Raw genomic sequence first — 18,819 nt, 5'->3', positions numbered from 1 at the left:
TAGGTAACAGGTAAAAACCCATTACCAATTACCTATTACCTATTACCTATTAGCTAAATATTGATACATCTCCCAACGTGCATCAACTTCCGCTTGCGCTTGGGCTAACAATTGTTTAGCAATTTCCGGTTTACTCTTAATCAACATCTTAAACCGATTCTCCTGATACATGGATTTTTCCACTGACTCAGAAGGTGCTTTCATATCCAATTGTAGGGGATTTTTACCTTCATTTTGCAATGCAGGATTATAACGATATAACAACCATCTACCAGAGTCAACTAAGGCTTTTTGTTGTTGTAAACCGGTGGTCATATCAATGCCGTGAGCAATACAATGACTATAGGCAATAATTAAGGATGGACCATCAAAAGCTTCCGCTTCTAAGAATGCTTTTAATGTGTGTTCATCCTTCGCACCTAAAGCGACGCTGGCCACATAAACATTACCGTAAGTCATGGCCATTAAACCTAAATCTTTCTTCGCTGCGGGTTTACCACTGGCGGCAAATTTAGCGACTGCTGCGGTAGGAGTTGCTTTAGAAGATTGACCACCTGTGTTAGAATAAACTTCTGTATCCATAACCAAGATATTGACATTTTTACCACTGGCTAAAACGTGATCAATGCCATGAAAGTCAATGTCATAAGCCCATCCATCACCACCTACTATCCACACACTTTTCTTGACTAAATAATCAGCGAGGGATTTTAGATTTTGGATTTTGGATTTGAGATTTTGGTCATTTTGAGATGCTGAAATTTCATCTAGTTTTTGTTTGAGAACTCCAACATTTTCCCGTTGTTCCCAAATATCTGCTTCTGTTTTTTGGGCATTTTTGAGGATATCATTTACCAAATTATCCCCAACTTCACTATTTAATTGTTGCAATAATTCGGCTGCAAATTCCGCTTGTTTATCAATAGATAAACGATAACCAAAACCAAATTCGGCGTTATCTTCAAATAAACTATTGGACCATGCTGGACCTCTTCCTTCTGCGTTTTGAGTCCAGGGAGTTGTAGGGAGGTTTCCACCGTAGATGGAAGAACAACCGGTAGCATTAGCAATGAGTGAGCGATCGCCAAATAATTGTGTTAATAATTTCAGATATGGTGTTTCTCCACATCCTGCACAAGCACCAGAAAACTCAAATAGTGGTTCTTGCAGTTGTTGTTGACGAATTTGATTTAATTTCAACTTTCTGCGATCGGGATTTGGTAAACTTAAAAAGAAATCCCAATTTTCTCTTTCCTGTTCTCTCAGGGGTAACTGCGGACTCATGTTGATAGCTTTTTTGCTGGGTTCTGCTTTATTTTTCGCAGGACAAACATCCACACAAATACTGCAACCTGTACAGTCTTCCGGTGCAACTTGGATAGTAAATTTCTGACCAGCAAAACTTTTATCTTTTGCATTTGCTGACTTAAAACTTGCAGGTGCATTGACTAACTTATCCGCTTCATAAGCTTTTGCACGAATAGCAGCATGAGGACAAACCATCACACATTTACCGCATTGAACGCAGACATCCTCATCCCAAACCGGTATTTCTTCTGCAACGTTGCGTTTTTCCCATTTTGCGGTTGCAGTGGGAAAAGTTCCATCTGCGGGTAAAGCACTTACAGGTAAGTCGTCACCTTCCCACACCATAATTTTACCCAGAACATCATTAACAAATTGGGGTATGTTGTTCTGTAAAGATGTGGTTTTCTCTTGTAGAGATTTTTTAGGGATTTTTCCTACCTTGACAGGATGCAGATTTTCTAAAGTGTTATCAACAGCTTTTAAATTCATGTTGACAACATCTGCACCTTTTTTACCATAGGTCTTTTCAATCGCTTGTTTAATTTTAGCGATCGCTTCTTTTTCTGGCAATACCCCCGCTAATTTAAAGAAACACACCTGCATAATCGTGTTAATTCTTCTACCCATCCCGCTATTTTTCGCCACCTGACTAGCATCAATAGCATAAAATTTCAGGTTTTTATCAATAATTTGCTGTTGCACTTTTACAGGTAAATTTTTCCAAACTTCCTTCGCAGGATAGGGACTATTTAATAAAAATGTCGCTCCGGTGGCAGCATTTTTTAAGATATCAATTGTTTCAATGAAACCCCAATGATGACAACCGATAAAATTAGCTTGGTTGATGAGATACGTTGAGCGAATTTTCTCAGCACCAAACCGCAAATGAGAAACCGTCATTGAACCAGACTTTTTAGAATCATACACAAAATAACCTTGAGCATTATTTTCTGTACCTTCCCCAATAATTTTAATTGAGTTCTTATTTGCACCTACCGTACCATCAGAACCCAAACCATAGAACATTGCACGCACAACGCTATCTGGTTCAGTAGAAAACCCAGGATCAAAATTCACAGAAGTAAAAGTGACATCATCATTAATCCCAATAGTAAAATGATTCTTGGGTTTTGATTGACGGAGATGATCAAAAACCGCTTTTACCATTGCAGGGGTAAACTCTTTAGAAGATAACCCATATCTACCCCCGACAATTTTCGGGAAGGTGGTTTTTTTCCATCCTTCATGGATAGCTGTAACTACTTCTAAATATAAAGGTTCACCTGCGCTTCCTGGTTCTTTAGTTCTATCCAAAACCGCAATAGATTTGACACTATTAGGTAAAGCTTCGATAAATCTTCCCACATCAAAAGGTTGAAAAAGTCGAACTTTGATCACTCCCACTTTTTCACCTTGGTTATTCAGATAATCTACAGTTTCATGGACAGTTTCACAACCAGAACCCATGAGAATAATTACCCGGTCTGCTTTGGGATGTCCATGATATTCATATAATTTATAATATCGTCCTGTTTGTTCTCCAAACTTGTCCATAATCCTTTGAACAATATCAGGACAAGCATTATAATAAGGGTTTGCACCTTCACGAGATTGAAAATAAACATCGGGGTTTTGTGCTGTTCCTCTTAACACTGGTTTATCAGGAGTTAAACAGCGTTGACGATGTGCAGAAACTAATTCTAAAGGTACTAATTCCCGTAAAACTTCGTCAGATAATAACTCAATTTTTTGCACTTCATGGGAAGTTCTAAACCCATCAAAAAAGTGTAAAAAAGGAACTCTGGTTTCTAAAGTTGCAGCTTGAGAAATAAGTGCAAAATCATGACTTTCTTGTACAGAAGCAGAACATAATAATGCAAAACCTGTACTTCTAGCAGCCATCACATCACTGTGATCACCGAAAATAGATAAAGCGTGGGTAGCTAAAGAACGTGCCGAAACATGAAGGACAAAACTGGTTAATTCTCCCGCAATTTTAAACAAATTGGGAATCATTAATAACAAACCTTGGGAAGCGGTGAAAGTTGTACTTAAAGCACCTGTTTGTAATGCACCATGTACCGCAGCAGCAGCACCACCTTCACTTTGCATTTGGGTGACATTGGGAATTGTACCCCATAAATTAGGTTTATTTTCTGCCATCCACGCATCAGCCCATTCACCCATATTTGATGATGGTGTGATCGGATAAATTGCAATTACTTCATTTAATTTGTAAGCAACACGCGCAACCGCTTCATTACCATCAATTGCGGCATAAGATTTAGCTAATTTAGCCATGATTTTTCTTCCTGTGTCTTTTGTGGTTATTTCAAATTTACGCAGATCATCCTAAAATATAAGATTTGAAACTTGCTAAACTCAGGAAGTAATTTTGTAATGTTTTCTACTTTTTTAAAGCTCACGCAGAGGCGCAGAGGCGCAGAGAGAGTAAAGAGGGTTTTAGTAAAAATATATGGGATTTTTTGTAATTACAAATTATTAATTATTTTAGCAGATGGTGAAGATGATATCTATTTCTATATTAATGATGTACTCAAGATGGGGAAGCTTTGATTTGTTAAAGTTTTCTGATTTTCAAGGGGTGGGGGTGCGGGTTTTTGGGAAAATCAGTTTGACGCTGTTGGGTTTTTGTGGGTATAATTAAATTATATTTTTCTGTGTTTTTACATATTCCAGGTAAATTATGAATTTTCCAGATCCAGAAATTAAACCCTAGATGTTGATTAGGAATATCGACATATATTTTATTTTCTATGCTAAAATATTATCTATCTTAAAAAAAGAGGTAAAGAATATGAGCAACACATCTATTCAAGAACAAACAACCTATAAACGAATTTCTGCAATTGTGGAAAATTTGATTGCTAATAACAGTGTATATCAAGAAAGGTTAGAAAGAGAACAGATGATTGAAAAAATGTATGAACTGTTTACTCGACCAAATTTAGGAGACGATGTAGAAACCATAGCTGATGATGACTTAACAGCAAGAATTAGTAAAATTTTAGCTTTAGAAGCAATAAGTGGTTTATTGAATGATTTAACACCAGAAGAAATGGCAATATTTGATGAAGCAGTAAAACGGAAATAAATAACAAAAACATGGGATATCTACTAGATACAAATATTGTTTCAGCAATTCTCAAAGAAAATCCAAAAGCAAATAATCGGTTAAAAATGTTAAATCGCCAAAATGAGCAAGTTTTTATTAGTGCGATGACTTACTATGAAATTGAGCGAGGACTTTTAGCTGTTAAAGCCGTGAGAAAATTATCAGACTTTGAAAACTGGGTGAAAAAATACCAAGTATTGCTATTAGATGATATGGCGATTTTTAAAAAAGCATCAGAAATTTATGCTGATTTAAAACAAAGAGGTTTACCAATACAAGATGCAGATATATTTATAGCAGCTACCGCAATAATTCACGATTTAACCTTAGTTTCCCATGATTCCGATTTATCAAGAATCACAGGATTAAAATTAGAAAATTGGTTATAGAAATCAGTAATTAATCGTTCCCAGTCTCCAGACTGGGAATGCAAAACCAGAGGTTCTACCTCAAAAACAACCTATCAACTTAAAAACTCTAACTCTGTCTTCTCCGCGTCTCTGCGGTTCGTTTATTTTCTCTCAAACAAAAATTTTTACTCGTTTTTACTTTTTCCCAGACTCCAGACTGGGGAAGTCAACCCAGAGGTTCTACGTCTAAAACAACTTATAAAAGACCCTTGGATTATACATAAAATTATTATAAACACAGAACAACAAAATAATCAATCCCCAAACCCTATAAAATTCGTGAGTTATTGACACCATTCTCAATAGTATTCTCAATAAACCCCTAGCTATTGCGAAAAAGTCACATCATCAACTTTTTTCCCAAAAAATAGATTAAAAAAAATTATCATTCAGCAAAACACTAAATTAAAGCTATTTTTTCCCACATTCAAAATCAGCAAGAAACAAAAAACCGAATAAGCTAGAATACAAACAGAGTCAGCCTTTGTAATTTAAAACATACCCATGCTGGAGAACCTGCAAACCCAAATTTATCAAATCGAACAATTCGCCAACACCCTGGTTACTAACCAACTCACTCACCTCAGCGTTGTCAGTATCGCAATTATTTTCGCTGCTGGTTTGTTGACCAGTTTAACACCGTGTATGCTATCAATGCTGCCGATTACTATTGGTTATATTGGCGGTTATGAAGCAAAAAGTAGATTACAAGCTGCTGCACAATCAACCTGGTTTGCATTAGGATTAGCTACTACATTAGCAGGTTTAGGAATTATAGCAGGTTTGGTAGGAAAAGTCTACGGTCAAGTAGGAATTGGTCTACCAATTATTGTGAGTATTCTTGCTATTATTATGGGGTTGAATTTATTAGAAGCTTTACCTTTACAATTCCCATCTTTAGGTGAAACAAATTGGATATCTAATGATTTACCTCCTGGTATTCGTTCATACTCTATTGGTTTAACATTTGGTTTAGTTGCTTCTCCTTGTAGCACACCAGTTTTAGCCAGTTTATTAGGTTGGGTTGCTAATACTCAAGATTTGCTTTTAGGTGCGGTTTTACTACTTGCTTATACTGCGGGATATGTGACACCTTTAATTTTAGCAGGTACGTTTACTGCAACAATTAAAAAACTGCTAGAATTGCGTCGTTGGTCTGGTTGGATAAACCCCGTTAGCGGTGCTTTGTTAGTAGGTTTTGGTGTGTTTTCTTTACTTTCCCGTCTTCCTCTTGGTAGTTTCTAAAGTGATAAACCGCAAAGTACGCAAAGTACACAAAGAAGAGAGCAAGAATTTATTACCTTTGTAAACCATGACTGTAGATAATTCAACATCCCCAGAAGTTAATTTGTTTTCTGTTCCGGTTCGTTTCTTGAAACGGGAAGTTTTACCTGTGCTGACAGATTTAAGGTTAGCAATTATTCTGTTATTAATAATTGCTCTTTTTAGTATCAGTGGTACAGTAATTGAACAGGGACAAACACCAGCTTTTTACCAGGCTAATTATCCAGAACATCCCGCTTTATTCGGTTTTTTGACTTGGAAAGTGATTCAAGTTGTGGGTTTGGATCATGTTTATCGCACTTGGTGGTTTTTGGCTTTATTAGTGTTATTTGGTACGAGTTTAACTGCTTGTACTTTTACCCGTCAATTACCAGCTTTAAAAGCTGCCCAAAAATGGCAATATTATGATGATCCGAAGAAGTTTAAAAAGTTAGCTTTGAGTGCAGAATTAAATGATGTTGTTCTAAATTCTATCACTCCAATTTTAACAAAAAACCGTTATAAAATCTTTCAATCATCAGAAAAAAATGATATTCTTTATGCTCGCAAAGGTATAGTCGGACGCATTGGACCGATTATTGTACATATCGGTATTGTGATGATTTTACTGGGTGGTATTTGGGGAGCAATGACGGGTTTTATGGCTCAAGAAATGATTGCTTCTGGTGATACTTTCCAGGTAAAAAATATCATTGATGCGGGTGCTTGGTCTGCTCAAGATGTATTAAAAGATTGGTCAGTAAAAGTTAATAGATTTTGGATTGATTATACTCCCAAAGGAGGTATTGATCAATTTTATTCTGATTTATCTGTGTTAGATAATGAAGGTAAAGAAATAGATCATGAAAAAATTTATGTGAATAAACCTTTGCGTTATCATGGTGTGGTTTTTTATCAAACAGATTGGGGTATTTCTAGCGTTAGAATTAAACTCAATAATAGTCCCATTTTCCAATTACCAATGGCGTTGTTAGATACTAAAGGTAAAGGTAGACTGTGGGGTACTTGGATACCTACAAAACCAGATTTAAGTGAAGGTGTTTCTCTGTTAGCTAAAGATTTACAAGGCATGGTTTTAATCTATGATGGTCAAGGAAAATTAGTAAATACTGTGCGTTCAGGAATGTCTATTCCTGTAAATGGGGTAAATTTGAAAGTTGTTGATGTGGTAGGTAGCACGGGTTTACAAATTAAGTATGATCCGGGTATTCCGATTGTTTATAGCGGTTTTGCTTTGTTGATGTTGGGTGTGGTAATGAGTTATTTTTCCCATTCCCAAATTTGGGCTTTGCAAAAAGATGATGTTTTGTATATTGGTGGTAAAACTAACCGCGCTCAAGTAACCTTTGAAAGAGAGGTTTTGGGAATTTTAGAGCAACTGACTCAACCAGCTACAAAATAATTTTTTTGATTTGGGCAACAATAGCAATTAAGTGGTGTATTTTATAGGTATGATACCGCTAATTAAGGTGCGTATATCCTATGGATAAATCAAAAATACAGTCACTAATTGCTATTATCCACCAAGAACTTATTCCCAATTTCGTGATTGAAAGTGTCCATCCCCACAACCCGATAGAAGTACGCGCTATCCCCTCTCCCTGGGAGTTGTTGGGTACAGGAAACTATGCAGCGGTGGTTGTTCATCCTGAATATCCTGATGTGGTGGTGAAAATGTACGCACCTGGTCGTCCTGGGTTTGAGGAAGAATTGGAGGTCTACCAGCGTCTTGGTTCTCATCCTGCTTTTTCTGAGTGTTTTTATGCTCATGATGGTTTGTTGGTTTTGAAAAGATTATTTGGTGTTACTCTTTATGACTGTTTACACCGGGGTTTGCGTATTCCTCCCAAGGTAATTAAAGATATTGATTATGCTTTGGACTATGCTCGCACTCGCGGACTTTACCCCCATGATGTACATGGTAAAAATGTGATGATGTTTGAGGGTAGGGGTTTGGTGGTGGATATTTCTGATTTTCTGCAACAGGAAAAATGCTCAAAATGGGATGATTTAAAAAGAGCTTATTATTTGATATATCTACCTATTTTTTATCCTTTGCGGTTACGAGTTCCTCATCCTTTGTTAAATAAAGTCCGTAAAATTTACCGTTTTATTAGGTCTATTTCTGGTCATATTTTGGCATTTGTTAATAAGTTAATGGGTAAGAAGTCTCTCAAAAATTAATCAGGTTAATTATGCCTAATAAAATTAGGGAATTAAAGAAAATGCTCAAAAAAGCAGGTTTCACAGAACGTCCAGGTAAAGGAAGTCACACTAACTGGACTCATCCATGATATCCTGGAAGAATTACAATATCAGGTAAGGATAGTAAAGATGCTAAACCATATCAAGAAAGTGAAATTCTAGAAGCAATAGAAATTATTAACGCCAAAGAAAATGAACAAAATTAATGGGACAATGGATAAATTAAGATATCAAATGATCATTCAATGGTCAGAGGAAGATGATTGTTTTTTAGTTAGTTTACCTGATTTTCCTGGACAAAAATGGCGCACTCATGGAGAAACTTATGAAGAAGCTGTTGCTAATGGTAAAGAAGCTCTAGAATCTTTAATAATTTCTTATGAAGCTGATGGTGAATCTTTACCTGAACCTAATATTTATAAAATGGCTGGTTAGTGATAAAAAAATCTCCAAAACATTATGTAATGAGGGTTTGCTGAAAAAGTCCCTTCGTTGAGGCAGGGAATAGGGAATAGGGAATAGGGAATAGGGAATAGTTTGAGCTATCTGTTATCCCCAGATTTTCTAATTTATCAGACCCAAAATGCACAGTTTTTAAGGTGTACCCTTCAAAAATCTTGCACTTTCTTTCCTCCTGATCAGCCTCAACCCTTTGATTTACGAGTATTTTGGGTTTATTCAGCAAGCCCTAATGAGGACTGAAGTCCTCACTACATACCTCATTACATACCTGATTATTTGCGTTTTTTATGCTTTACTTCCACAACTGTATGCACATTTCCACGGGGAGTAAAATCAGCTTTGACTGTCATTTTCAAAGGATCACAAGCTGCAACTACATCATCTAAAATTTGATTTGCTGTTTCTTCGTGGGAAATATAGCGATCGCGGTAACTGTTAATATACAGTTTTAAAGCTTTTAATTCTACTACCTTTTCATCCGGTACGTAGGAAATGTAAATAGTCGCAAAGTCAGGATAACCGGAAAAGGGACATTTACAGGTAAATTCAGGCAAAGTAATATCAATATTATATTCTCTACCTATACGCGGATTGGGAAAGGTAATTAGTTTTCCTTCTTCAATCTCACGTTCACCATATTTCATTTCTGGTTTGCTTGGGGGTACAGTCTCAGACAAGGAATTACTCATAAAATGATTCTGGAAATTATTCTAGAAAAATGCAGAGATTCATGAATACTAATAATAATTTAACATTGACAACACCTGTTTCACGCTTAAAATTCACTGCTGCTCTTTTCCCAGTCTGGGCAATTTTCGTCATCCCAACCATGAGGGTGCATAGCGCAAACTAACAAATTACCACCATAAGCTTGACCATGATAATTGCTGCAACCTATACAAGCAGGATTTTTTTCCGCTGTCGCTTCCACTTGATATGGAAAACCTGGATCTACATCTGCTACCACGTCTTCCAGTTCCCAGTATACTTCCATCAGCGGTTCTGCTAATTCCTGTAAATACTGGTCAATTTCCGCAGCAATGTTATTCTGCACCTCGAAGGTAATTTCTTCCGTTAGCTCAAAAAAAGCATCTACCATGTCATTAATTCCTTGGAAGAAGTTTTCGACTTCATCAGTCACAGTTTCGATGATATCAACTAAGTCTTTTTGCCACGGTTCCATAAGCTTAACTGTGTTACTGGCTACAAACAGGACGCTTCCGGGTTCTCGGTTGTAAGTGCGATAATAACTAGAATATAGCCATCAATGCAAATCAAACCAGTGTTAGATTTAGCGCCATCTCCCAAATTACCATTTTTACTGATGTTCAGGGTGAAAAATTAGTTTTTACTGATCGAGTTTAAGCTGTTCTAATTGTTTTTTCAGGTCTAGCACTTGTTGACGCAGGTGATCCACGTTTTCTTTGGGAGTTTGTTTAACAGTCGGTTCTTCATCTTCCCCTATTATTTCGATGCGACGGGGTTCAGAAGCTTCTGTTTTTTCTGTGGTTTCACCAGGTGTCTGGGGTTGTTGGGCTTGTCTCATCATATCTTCTACGAAACGACGAGCTTCTTCTGTGTTCATTTCACCCTTGGCTACCATCTCGTCAGCCAGTTTTTGGACTTGCGATCGCAGTTCCGCTAATTTCCCCCCTGCTTTTTCGCCTGCGTAAGAAGCCAAGCCTACACCCAGGTAAAAAGCTTTTTGTACAATATCTCCAAAACCAGGCATTGCTGCAAAGCACTCCTAAAAATAGGGCGACCCGGAGACTACGCCTATCGCAAGCATCCCGTATTGCTGCTACCTTCCGGTCCTGACAAAGTTTGGGCGTTGAGATCGCATAGATCCAGGTCTGAAATCATCATAACATCAAATTTCTAAAAATGTGCATCATTCCACAACAATTTTCCATTCGTAAAGCTGATAACTCACACAACCGTTGACTACTAAGGGATCAGCAGCCACGATGGCCTGCGCTTCATCCATTGAAGCCGCCTCAAATAACATCATCCCCCCTCCCCTTTGCGCCCAATATCCCGTTTTAGCTTTATGTCCTTTATCCATCAATGCTTTGACGTAAGCTGTATGGGCTGGTACATATTGATCAAAGGTGGGCTTATCCACTAAACCTGCTTCAATTTTGACAAACCAAGGCATAATAATTAGGTAGTTTAGATTTTTCTTAAATTATCATATTGGTGATTGATAATTGATAATTGATAATTGATAATTGATAATGGGTAATAGGTAATTGGGTTATTAACTTCCTCCTGACTCCTGACTTCTAAAATTATGAATCGCTTTTTTATTGCTATACTTCCACCCCAACATATTCAAGATTACGCTAACGAAATTAAACAACATTTTGTTAATAATTATGGTAGTCGCGGCGCTCAAAATTCCCCTCCACATATCACTCTACAGCCTCCTTTTATGTGGGAAAAAAAGGAAATATCAATTTTATAAACCTTTATGGAAACTTTCGCCAAAAAGCAGAATTACTTACCCATTACACTTGATGGTTTTGCGGCTTTTCCTCCTCGTGTTGTATACATGAATGTAGTAAAAAGTCAAGCACTTTTAAAGTTACAATTAGATTTAATGAATGATATAGAAAGTAGTTTGGGAATCATCGGTAAAGATGGGAAAAATCACTCTTTTACACCCCATCTTACCGTAGCCAGGAGAGATTTAAAAAAACATCATTTTCCTGCTGCTTGGAATGACTTTAAAGAACGTCAGGTATATTTTGAATTTACCGCATCTCATCTGACCTTGCTACTCCATGACGGCAGACAGTGGAACGTAAAATCAGAGTTTTCTTTTCAGTAATGAATCTTTAAAAAGATTTACCTTTTTTTAACCATAAAAATCTATCCTTTGGTGGATAATGAGGGAATAGTAAGTTGATTTTCCAACTATCTCCCAGTATACCAGTATATCAGTATAACGTTATGACAACCAAATTAATTCTCAATTCTAATGAAATCCTTAAATTAGGATCTGAAGGGGCAAAAGTTGAGCAGTTGCAACAAATATTAAAAATTCTCAACTTTGATCCTGGCATTATAGATGGTAATTTTGGGAATAAGACTGTAGTAGCAGTGAAACAGTTTCAAACAGCAAAAAAACTTGAAGCTGATGGGGTGGTGGGAATAGGCACTCAGACGGTTTTAAACAATGCTTTAAATGATTTAGAGAAGGCGAGTTTAGTTCTTTATGGTGGTGCAACTGGTAAACTACCTTTACCAGGGGTGGCGCTGATTAAAGAATTTGAAGGTTTGTATTTGAAGGCTTATCCTGATCCTTTAACTGGTGGTAAACCAATTACTATTGGTTGGGGAACGACTCGCAAGAAAAATGGTGGTGAGTGGAAATTAGGTGAAACAATTACTAAAGCAGAAGCGGAAGAGTTGTTAATGTTGCAGTTAGAAAATAGCTATCTGCCAACTTTAGAGAAAATTCCTGTATGGGATGTGTTGAATGTTAACCAACAGGGTGCTTTATTGAGTTTTGGTTATAATTTAGGTGCTAATTTCTATGGTGCAAAGAATTTTGAGAGTATAACCAGAGTTTTAAAGAATCAACAATGGAATGAAATTGAAGAGACTTTTGTTAAATATAGAAACCCTGGTAGTTCAGTGGAAGCAGGGTTAAGAAGGAGGAGATTAGCAGAGGCTAAATTGTTTTTGACTCCAGTAAGTTAAAAAAATTAAATCATGTAGGTTGGATTGAGGAACGAAACCCAACATTTACAAACCAAAACTTACGGAATTTTGTTGGATTACGCTATCCCTTAACCCAACCTTGTATCTTAGAGGAGGTTGCATTGATTATCTGCTCAGAGAAGTTACACATCTTGTTCACCACAGCCTGATCACAGGGTAAACTGATGGAATTGACTGATCAACATTAGTGAACTTATGACTGCGTTTTTATTAGAAGTTGGTACAGAAGAACTACCCGCAAGCTTTCTGAGTGGTGCGATCGCACAATGGCGATCGCGTATTCCTCAAACTCTAGAAGCTAATAGTCTCAAAGCGGAAACGGTGGAAGTTTTTGGAACTCCCCGACGGTTAGCAGTTCTCATCACCGGTTTACCATCCCAACAACCAGACAAAGAAGAAGAAATTAAAGGACCACCTGCACAAGCCGCATTTAAAGATGGTCAACCCACAAAAGCAGCAGAAGGTTTCGCTAAAAAACAAGGTGTGGAACTGTCAGCTTTAGAAGTGCGTTCTACGGATAAAGGTGATTTTGTCTTTGTTAATAAAAAGACAGCAGGACGACCAGTAGCAGAAATATTAACAGAACTCGTTCCCCAATGGGTTTGGAATTTGGAAGGAAAGCGGTTAATGCGGTGGGGAAGCGGTGACGGTAGGTTTTCCCGTCCTATTCGCTGGTTAGTTGCTTTATTAGATGGGGATATTTTACCCTTAGAATTGCAGAACGGTGAGAAGATAGTTAAAAGCGATCGCATTTCTCCAACCCATCGCGTTTTACATCCCGAACCTGTCAGCATTTCCCACGCAACAGAATATGTAAATACCTTGCGTTCTGGTTATGTGATTGTTTCCCCAGAAGAACGGGAAAAAATCATTGTTGAACAAGTCAAAACTGCAGTGCAAAAATTAGGCGGTTTTACAGAAATTTACCCAGACTTATTAGAAGAAACGACGAATTTAGTAGAATATCCGAGTGCGGTAGTTGGTAAATTTGAGGATGAATTTCTCAAATTACCTACAGAAGTTTCTACCACAGTGATGGTAACGCACCAGCGTTATTTTCCGGTATTTAAGACAGCGGAAAATCAGGAATTATTACCTAAATTCGTCACCGTTTCTAACGGCGATCCTGTAAAATCAGATATCATTGCTGTTGGTAATGAAAGAGTAATTAGGGCGCGTTTAGCAGATGGGAGATTTTTCTATGAAGCTGATTTAGCGAAACCTTTAGAAAGCTTTTTACCGCAATTAGAAACAGTTACATTTCAAGAAGATTTAGGTTCAGTTAGGGGCAAAGTTGAGAGAGTTGTAAACATAGCAAATCTCATTTCTCAACAATTGCAATTAGCAGAAAATCAAAGTCATAAAATTCAAAGGGCAGCTTTATTATGTAAAGCGGATTTAGTCACCCAAATGGTGTATGAATTTCCTGAACTACAAGGTATTATGGGGGAAAAATACGCCTTAGCTAGTGGTGAAGATGCAGAAGTAGGAAAAGCAATTTTTGAACATTATTTACCCAGAAATGCTGATGACATTCTACCGGAAACATTAACCGGGCAAATAGTAGGAATAGCTGATAGACTAGATACATTAATTAGTATCTTTGGTTTGGGTTTAATTCCTTCAGGTTCATCCGATCCCTTTGCATTACGTCGCGCTGCAAATGCGATCATTAATATTACGTGGTTTTCTAATTTGCAGATAAATTTAGAGAAGCTATTAGAACAGATAGCGACAAATTTTGCATCTACATTTAATAAAGATGCCAAATCTTTAATATCCACATTACGGGAATTTTTCCTACAAAGGATTCGGACTTTATTACAAGAAGAAAAACAGATAGATTATGACTTAGTAAATGCGGTATTGGGAGATGATCAAGAATATACAGAACGCGCATTACAAGATTTATTGGATGTACGCGATCGCGCAATTTACTTACAACAAATCCGCAAAGATGGTACATTAGAAAAAATCTATGAAACCATTAACCGTTCTACTAGACTCGCTGCACAAGGTGATTTAGATTTTCAGCAGTTAGAACCAAAAACATTAATTAATCCCCAATTATTCCAAAAATCATCTGAATCAGCATTCTACAACGCCCTAGTAGAATTAGTACCCCAAACCCAAACCGCACAGCAAACACGCAACTATCAACTGTTAATAGCAGCATTAGAAAAAATTGCTCCCGCCGTGAGTAAATTCTTTGATGGTGAAGATAGCGTGTTAGTCATGGACCCAGATGTAAATATTAAGAGAAATCGGTTAAATTTGCTGGGTTTATTGCGAAATCATAGCCGTGTATTAGCTGATTTTGGCGCGATTGTGAAAAATTTGTAGCAAAAATCAACAAAAAGAGGTGTAATTTTTGCCAATTAACGCTAGTATAGGATAGCTTAACCAGGGATGATGCTAAACAGTCTATGCCAGAAGCTATTGTGATAGGATTGGGAAAGTCCGGTATTGCTGCGGCAAGATTGTTGAAACAGGAAGGATGGGAGGTGGAACTTTGCGATCGCAATACCTCCCCAAACCTCCTGGAACAACAACAACAACTTGCTCAAGAACAAATTACCGTCAAATTAGGACACACCCCAGATTTTGAAAGTTTAAATTTAGCCAACACATCGCCTAAATTAATAGTAGTGAGTCCTGGTGTACCTTGGGATATTCCGATCTTGTTAAAAGCGCGAGAGTTAGGAATAGAAACCATTGGGGAAATGGAACTCGCATGGAGACATTTGCAAAATATTCCCTGGGTAGCAATAACTGGTACAAATGGGAAAACCACAACCACCGCGTTAACTGCTGCCATTTTTCAAGCTGCCGGTTTTAACGCCCCTGCTTGTGGTAACATCGGTTATGCTGCTTGTGAAGTAGCTTTAAAGGGAACAGGGAACACTTCGACAAGCTCAGTGCATCGCAGGGAACAGGGAACAGAAAGTAAAATCCAAAATTCTGTAGATTGGATTATAGGTGAATTAAGTAGTTATCAAATAGAATCTTCTGTGACGCTTGCACCGAAAATTGGTATTTGGACAACCTTCACACCGGATCATTTAGCCCGTCATAAAACCTTAGAAAATTACTACAATATTAAAGCCAAACTGTTAAATAATTCCCAGTTACAAATATTTAACGGAGACGATGTTTATTTAAACAAAGCAAGTTTAAATCAGTGGTCTGATGCTTATTGGACAAGTGTTAAAGGGGCAGAATTTTTAATAGGTGAAAAAGGTTTTTATATAGAAAATGGCTGGGTAATAGAAAAATTATCTGCAACTTCTGAACCTCAGAAAATTGTTGAAGTTTCTGCTTTGCGAATGGTAGGAGAACACAACCAACAAAATCTATTAATGTCCGTTGGTGCAGCGAGATTAGCAGGAATAGAAATTGCAGCAATTTGTCGCGCTGTGAGTGAATTTCCTGGTGTTCCCCATCGTTTAGAACATATTTGTACATGGTCAGGAATTGAATTTATTAATGATAGTAAAGCTACAAATTATGATGCAGCAGAAGTAGGTTTAGCATCGGTAAAAAGTCCAGTGATTTTAATAGCTGGTGGTGAAGCAAAAGACGGAGATGATACAGCTTGGTTAAAGAAAATACAAGATAAAGCTGCTGCTGTTTTACTCATTGGTAGTGCTGCAAATGCCTTTGCTCAAAGATTACAAGAAGTGGGATATAATAACTTTGAAATTGTGGAAACAATGGATAAAGCTATTCCCAGATCCGCAGAATTAGCGAAAAAATACCAAGCGTCAGTAGTGTTATTATCTCCAGCCTGTGCCAGTTTTGATCAATATCCTAATTTTGAAGTTAGGGGTGAACATTTTCGGGAGTTGTGTTTAAATTGGGTGGATAAAATGCAGGGATAATTTAGCGCAGATAGACGCAGATAGACGCAGATGATGAGGTATGAATTAAGATATCTGTGTTTATCTGTGTTAATAATAAGTTAACTCTGAAGATAGATAAATTATCAAGTTCATAAATGATTAAATTCAATAGAGTCTTTCACTTCTGTAAAACAAGGTTTGGTAGGAAAAACCAAGCCTTTTTTATCAATTGATAATTGATAATTGATAATTGACAATTGTTTCATTAAAATTTTAAGTATTTGTGCAAAATCTGAAAACTATTCGTTTACTCACTTTTATTGTTTTACAGCTATTTTCAGGTAAATAGGGGTTGCTGAGAAAGTCTTTCCGTGAGGGCATAGGAGTCAGGAGTCAGGAGTCAGGAGTCAGGAGGAGATTTGAAAATTTCTTTGCCATCTCTTGAAATCCCAAAAAATGCACACTTTTTCCGGTATACCCTTCAAAACCCTTGCACTAATTTCTGTGTTTATCAGCCTCTAACCTTTGATATATCAAGGTTTTAGGTTTATTCAGCAAACCCTAAATAAACCACATTTTGATTGAGGTTTCGCGTCAACAATGTAGGGGCGTTCGCGAAGCGTGCTGGAAGCATCAGCATTCGGACAATTAATTATCGGTTTTTACCTAAGACTATCATCCGAATGCTTCGCCCTTACTGTGGTCTAAAGACATGAAAACTGCTGTAGGATGGTTAAAATTAAAATTGTTAATTCAGGTAAATAAAAAGTAAAAAATGGCGGGCAAGATGCCCACCCCACAAGACTTTTCTTATTACTTCCTTTCTTCCTTTGCGTCTTTGCGTGAGATATAAAATAAACTAACCCAAAAACAACTGATAAGCAGGATTTTGACTTTCATCCCAATAACGATAACCCAAAGAATCAAGAAACTCCTGCCATTGATTCATTTCATGGGGTGGAACTTGCATTCCTACCACAATTCGTCCATAATCTGCCCCATTATTGCGATAATGAAATAAGCTAATATTCCAATCAGGAGACATAGAACCCACAAATTTCATTAACGCCCCAGGACGTTCAGGAAATTCAAACCGATATAATAATTCATGATCAGCAAGTTGAGAATGTCCCCCTACCATGTGCCGTAAATGCAATTTTGTTAATTCATCATCGGTTAAATCAATTGTTTTTAAACCGTTATTTTCAAACTTTTCTACAATTTTCGCAGCATCGGCGCGGTTTTCAATTTGCACACCGACAAAAATATGCGCTTCTTTGGTATCGGCAATGCGATAATTAAATTCTGTTAAATTGCGATCGCCTAAACATTCACAAAACTGACGCAGACTTCCCGGTTTTTCAGGAATATTCACCGCAAAAATCGCTTCTCGACGTTCTCCAAATTCTGCCCTTTCTGCCACAAACCGCAAGCGGTCAAAGTTCATGTTAGCACCGCAAGCGACGGCAACTAAGTTTTTTCCTTGTATTTGTTCTCGTTCTGCATAGACTTTAGCAGCAGCTACAGCTAATGCTCCCGCAGGTTCTAAAATAGAACGGGTATCTTCAAAAACATCTTTTATCGCTGCACAGGTAGCATCGGTATCCACCAAAATAATTTCATCTACATATTCCTGACACAAGCGGAAGGTTTCCTCTCCCACTTCCCGCACTGCTACCCCATCAGCAAACAAACCCACCTGAGATAAGCGTACCCGATGACCGGCTGTGAGAGATTGAGACATAGCATCAGCGTCTACCGGTTCGACACCGATAATTTTGATTTCCGGGCGCAGGCGTTTGACGTAAGCAGCAATACCCGCAATTAAACCACCACCACCGATAGCCACGAAAATGGCGTGAATAGGTTGTTGATATTGGCGTAAAATTTCCATACCGATAGTCCCCTGTCCTGCGATGACATCAGGATCATCAAAGGGATGTATAAAGGTTAACCCTTTTTCCGCTTCTAATTGACGGGCGTAGGCGTAAGCGTCATCATAGGTATTTCCATATAAAACCACCTCTCCCCCCCGTGCTTTGACGGCGTTAATTTTTACTTGGGGAGTGGTTACGGGCATAACAATAATAGCTTTTGTTCCCAAGCGACTAGCAGATAAGGCTACACCTTGGGCGTGGTTTCCCGCAGATGCAGCAATTACACCTTGTTTCAGTAAGTCTGGGGGCAGGTTAGCCATTTTGTTATAGGCACCCCGCAGTTTAAAGGAGAAGACTGACTGCATATCTTCCCGCTTGAGTAGCAGTTTGTTGTTAATGCGGTGGGAGAGGTTGGGGGCATATTCCAGTGGTGTTTCTTGGGCTACATCGTAAACGCGGGCAGTAAGGATTTGTACCAGGTAGTCGCAATACATGGGCTATAGATGCAATGTTGGGTTGGATTGTTAATTTTACCGCTTGTTGGGTAGTTGGGAGGAAGTTGTCAG

Annotated in this window: 16 protein-coding genes, 1 other RNA gene and 1 pseudogene; 11 read left to right on the top strand and 7 right to left on the bottom strand. The window is 37.8% G+C overall.

Annotated elements, in window-relative coordinates; all coding sequences use genetic code 11:
* Window positions 1-42 precede the first annotated feature (42 nt).
* Entirely contained in the window at window positions 43-3,609 is a 3,567-nt protein-coding gene (gene nifJ, locus H6F47_RS07380) for a pyruvate:ferredoxin (flavodoxin) oxidoreductase (RefSeq protein ID WP_190648301.1), read from the bottom strand.
* A gap of 517 nt (window positions 3,610-4,126) precedes the next feature.
* On the opposite strand from nifJ, the gene H6F47_RS07375 reads away from it, so the two are divergent.
* The 7 genes from H6F47_RS07375 (at window position 4,127) to H6F47_RS07345 (ending at window position 8,778) form a co-directional block, all read left to right on the top strand.
* Window positions 4,127-4,423 carry a hypothetical protein gene (locus H6F47_RS07375; protein WP_096569769.1) on the top strand — a complete coding sequence of 99 codons (297 nt, stop codon included), beginning with the start codon at window positions 4,127-4,129 and terminating at the stop codon, window positions 4,421-4,423.
* Window positions 4,424-4,434: 11 nt separating this feature from the next.
* Window positions 4,435-4,833: a type II toxin-antitoxin system VapC family toxin gene (locus tag H6F47_RS07370; protein ID WP_096569771.1), complete on the top strand. Its 399-nt coding sequence runs from the start codon at window positions 4,435-4,437 to the stop codon at window positions 4,831-4,833.
* Between the two features lie 525 nt (window positions 4,834-5,358).
* Window positions 5,359-6,099 carry a cytochrome c biogenesis protein CcdA gene (locus tag H6F47_RS07365; protein ID WP_137667366.1) on the top strand — a complete coding sequence of 247 codons (741 nt, stop codon included), beginning with the start codon at window positions 5,359-5,361 and terminating at the stop codon, window positions 6,097-6,099.
* 67 nt (window positions 6,100-6,166) lie between these two features.
* A complete protein-coding gene (locus H6F47_RS07360) occupies window positions 6,167-7,540 on the top strand; it encodes a cytochrome c biogenesis protein (RefSeq protein ID WP_096569775.1) in 1,374 nt (457 codons plus the stop codon).
* An 80-nt stretch (window positions 7,541-7,620) separates the two neighbouring features.
* Entirely contained in the window at window positions 7,621-8,322 is a 702-nt protein-coding gene (locus tag H6F47_RS07355; RefSeq protein ID WP_137667368.1) for a serine/threonine protein kinase, read from the top strand.
* 11 nt (window positions 8,323-8,333) lie between these two features.
* Window positions 8,334-8,432 (top strand): type II toxin-antitoxin system HicA family toxin, encoded by a 99-nt coding sequence (locus H6F47_RS28795; RefSeq protein WP_137667369.1) that lies wholly within the window; start codon window positions 8,334-8,336, stop codon window positions 8,430-8,432.
* Window positions 8,433-8,556: 124 nt separating this feature from the next.
* Window positions 8,557-8,778 carry a type II toxin-antitoxin system HicB family antitoxin gene (locus H6F47_RS07345; protein WP_096572740.1) on the top strand — a complete coding sequence of 74 codons (222 nt, stop codon included), beginning with the start codon at window positions 8,557-8,559 and terminating at the stop codon, window positions 8,776-8,778.
* Between the two features lie 299 nt (window positions 8,779-9,077).
* Here H6F47_RS07345 and queF read toward each other — a convergent pair whose 3' ends face one another.
* The 5 genes from queF to H6F47_RS07320 form a co-directional block, all read right to left on the bottom strand.
* Complete coding sequence (queF, locus tag H6F47_RS07340) at window positions 9,078-9,494, bottom strand: preQ(1) synthase (RefSeq protein WP_096569781.1); 417 nt, start codon at window positions 9,492-9,494, stop codon at window positions 9,078-9,080.
* Window positions 9,495-9,580: 86 nt separating this feature from the next.
* Window positions 9,581-9,988 carry a hypothetical protein gene (locus H6F47_RS07335; RefSeq protein WP_096569783.1) on the bottom strand — a complete coding sequence of 136 codons (408 nt, stop codon included), beginning with the start codon at window positions 9,986-9,988 and terminating at the stop codon, window positions 9,581-9,583.
* 165 nt (window positions 9,989-10,153) lie between these two features.
* Window positions 10,154-10,537 carry a phasin family protein gene (locus H6F47_RS07330; protein WP_137667370.1) on the bottom strand — a complete coding sequence of 128 codons (384 nt, stop codon included), beginning with the start codon at window positions 10,535-10,537 and terminating at the stop codon, window positions 10,154-10,156.
* 25 nt (window positions 10,538-10,562) lie between these two features.
* Window positions 10,563-10,659: signal recognition particle sRNA small type (ffs, locus tag H6F47_RS07325), an RNA gene on the bottom strand.
* A gap of 37 nt (window positions 10,660-10,696) precedes the next feature.
* Entirely contained in the window at window positions 10,697-10,963 is a 267-nt protein-coding gene (locus H6F47_RS07320; protein ID WP_096569787.1) for a YciI family protein, read from the bottom strand.
* Between the two features lie 135 nt (window positions 10,964-11,098).
* On the opposite strand from H6F47_RS07320, the pseudogene H6F47_RS07315 reads away from it, so the two are divergent.
* The 4 genes and pseudogenes from H6F47_RS07315 to murD all read left to right on the top strand — a co-directional run bounded on the left by H6F47_RS07315 (window position 11,099) and on the right by murD (window position 16,415).
* A pseudogene (locus H6F47_RS07315) lies at window positions 11,099-11,638 on the top strand (2'-5' RNA ligase family protein).
* Window positions 11,639-11,760: 122 nt separating this feature from the next.
* Window positions 11,761-12,513: a peptidoglycan-binding protein gene (locus H6F47_RS07310; protein WP_190648298.1), complete on the top strand. Its 753-nt coding sequence runs from the start codon at window positions 11,761-11,763 to the stop codon at window positions 12,511-12,513.
* Between the two features lie 216 nt (window positions 12,514-12,729).
* Window positions 12,730-14,877 carry a glycine--tRNA ligase subunit beta gene (gene glyS / locus H6F47_RS07305; protein WP_190648283.1) on the top strand — a complete coding sequence of 716 codons (2,148 nt, stop codon included), beginning with the start codon at window positions 12,730-12,732 and terminating at the stop codon, window positions 14,875-14,877.
* An 83-nt stretch (window positions 14,878-14,960) separates the two neighbouring features.
* Window positions 14,961-16,415 (top strand): UDP-N-acetylmuramoyl-L-alanine--D-glutamate ligase, encoded by a 1,455-nt coding sequence (gene murD, locus H6F47_RS07300; protein WP_096569795.1) that lies wholly within the window; start codon window positions 14,961-14,963, stop codon window positions 16,413-16,415.
* Between the two features lie 820 nt (window positions 16,416-17,235).
* Here the strand turns inward: murD and ilvA are convergent.
* Window positions 17,236-18,747, bottom strand: coding sequence for a threonine ammonia-lyase, biosynthetic (ilvA, locus tag H6F47_RS07295; protein ID WP_190648280.1), 1,512 nt, complete (start codon window positions 18,745-18,747; stop codon window positions 17,236-17,238).
* Window positions 18,748-18,819: the final 72 nt, after the last annotated feature.

This window comes from Sphaerospermopsis sp. FACHB-1094, from assembly GCF_014696195.1.
In the GTDB taxonomy this organism is placed as follows: domain Bacteria; phylum Cyanobacteriota; class Cyanobacteriia; order Cyanobacteriales; family Nostocaceae; genus Sphaerospermopsis; species Sphaerospermopsis kisseleviana.
This window is presented reverse-complemented; position numbering and strand designations above follow the sequence as displayed.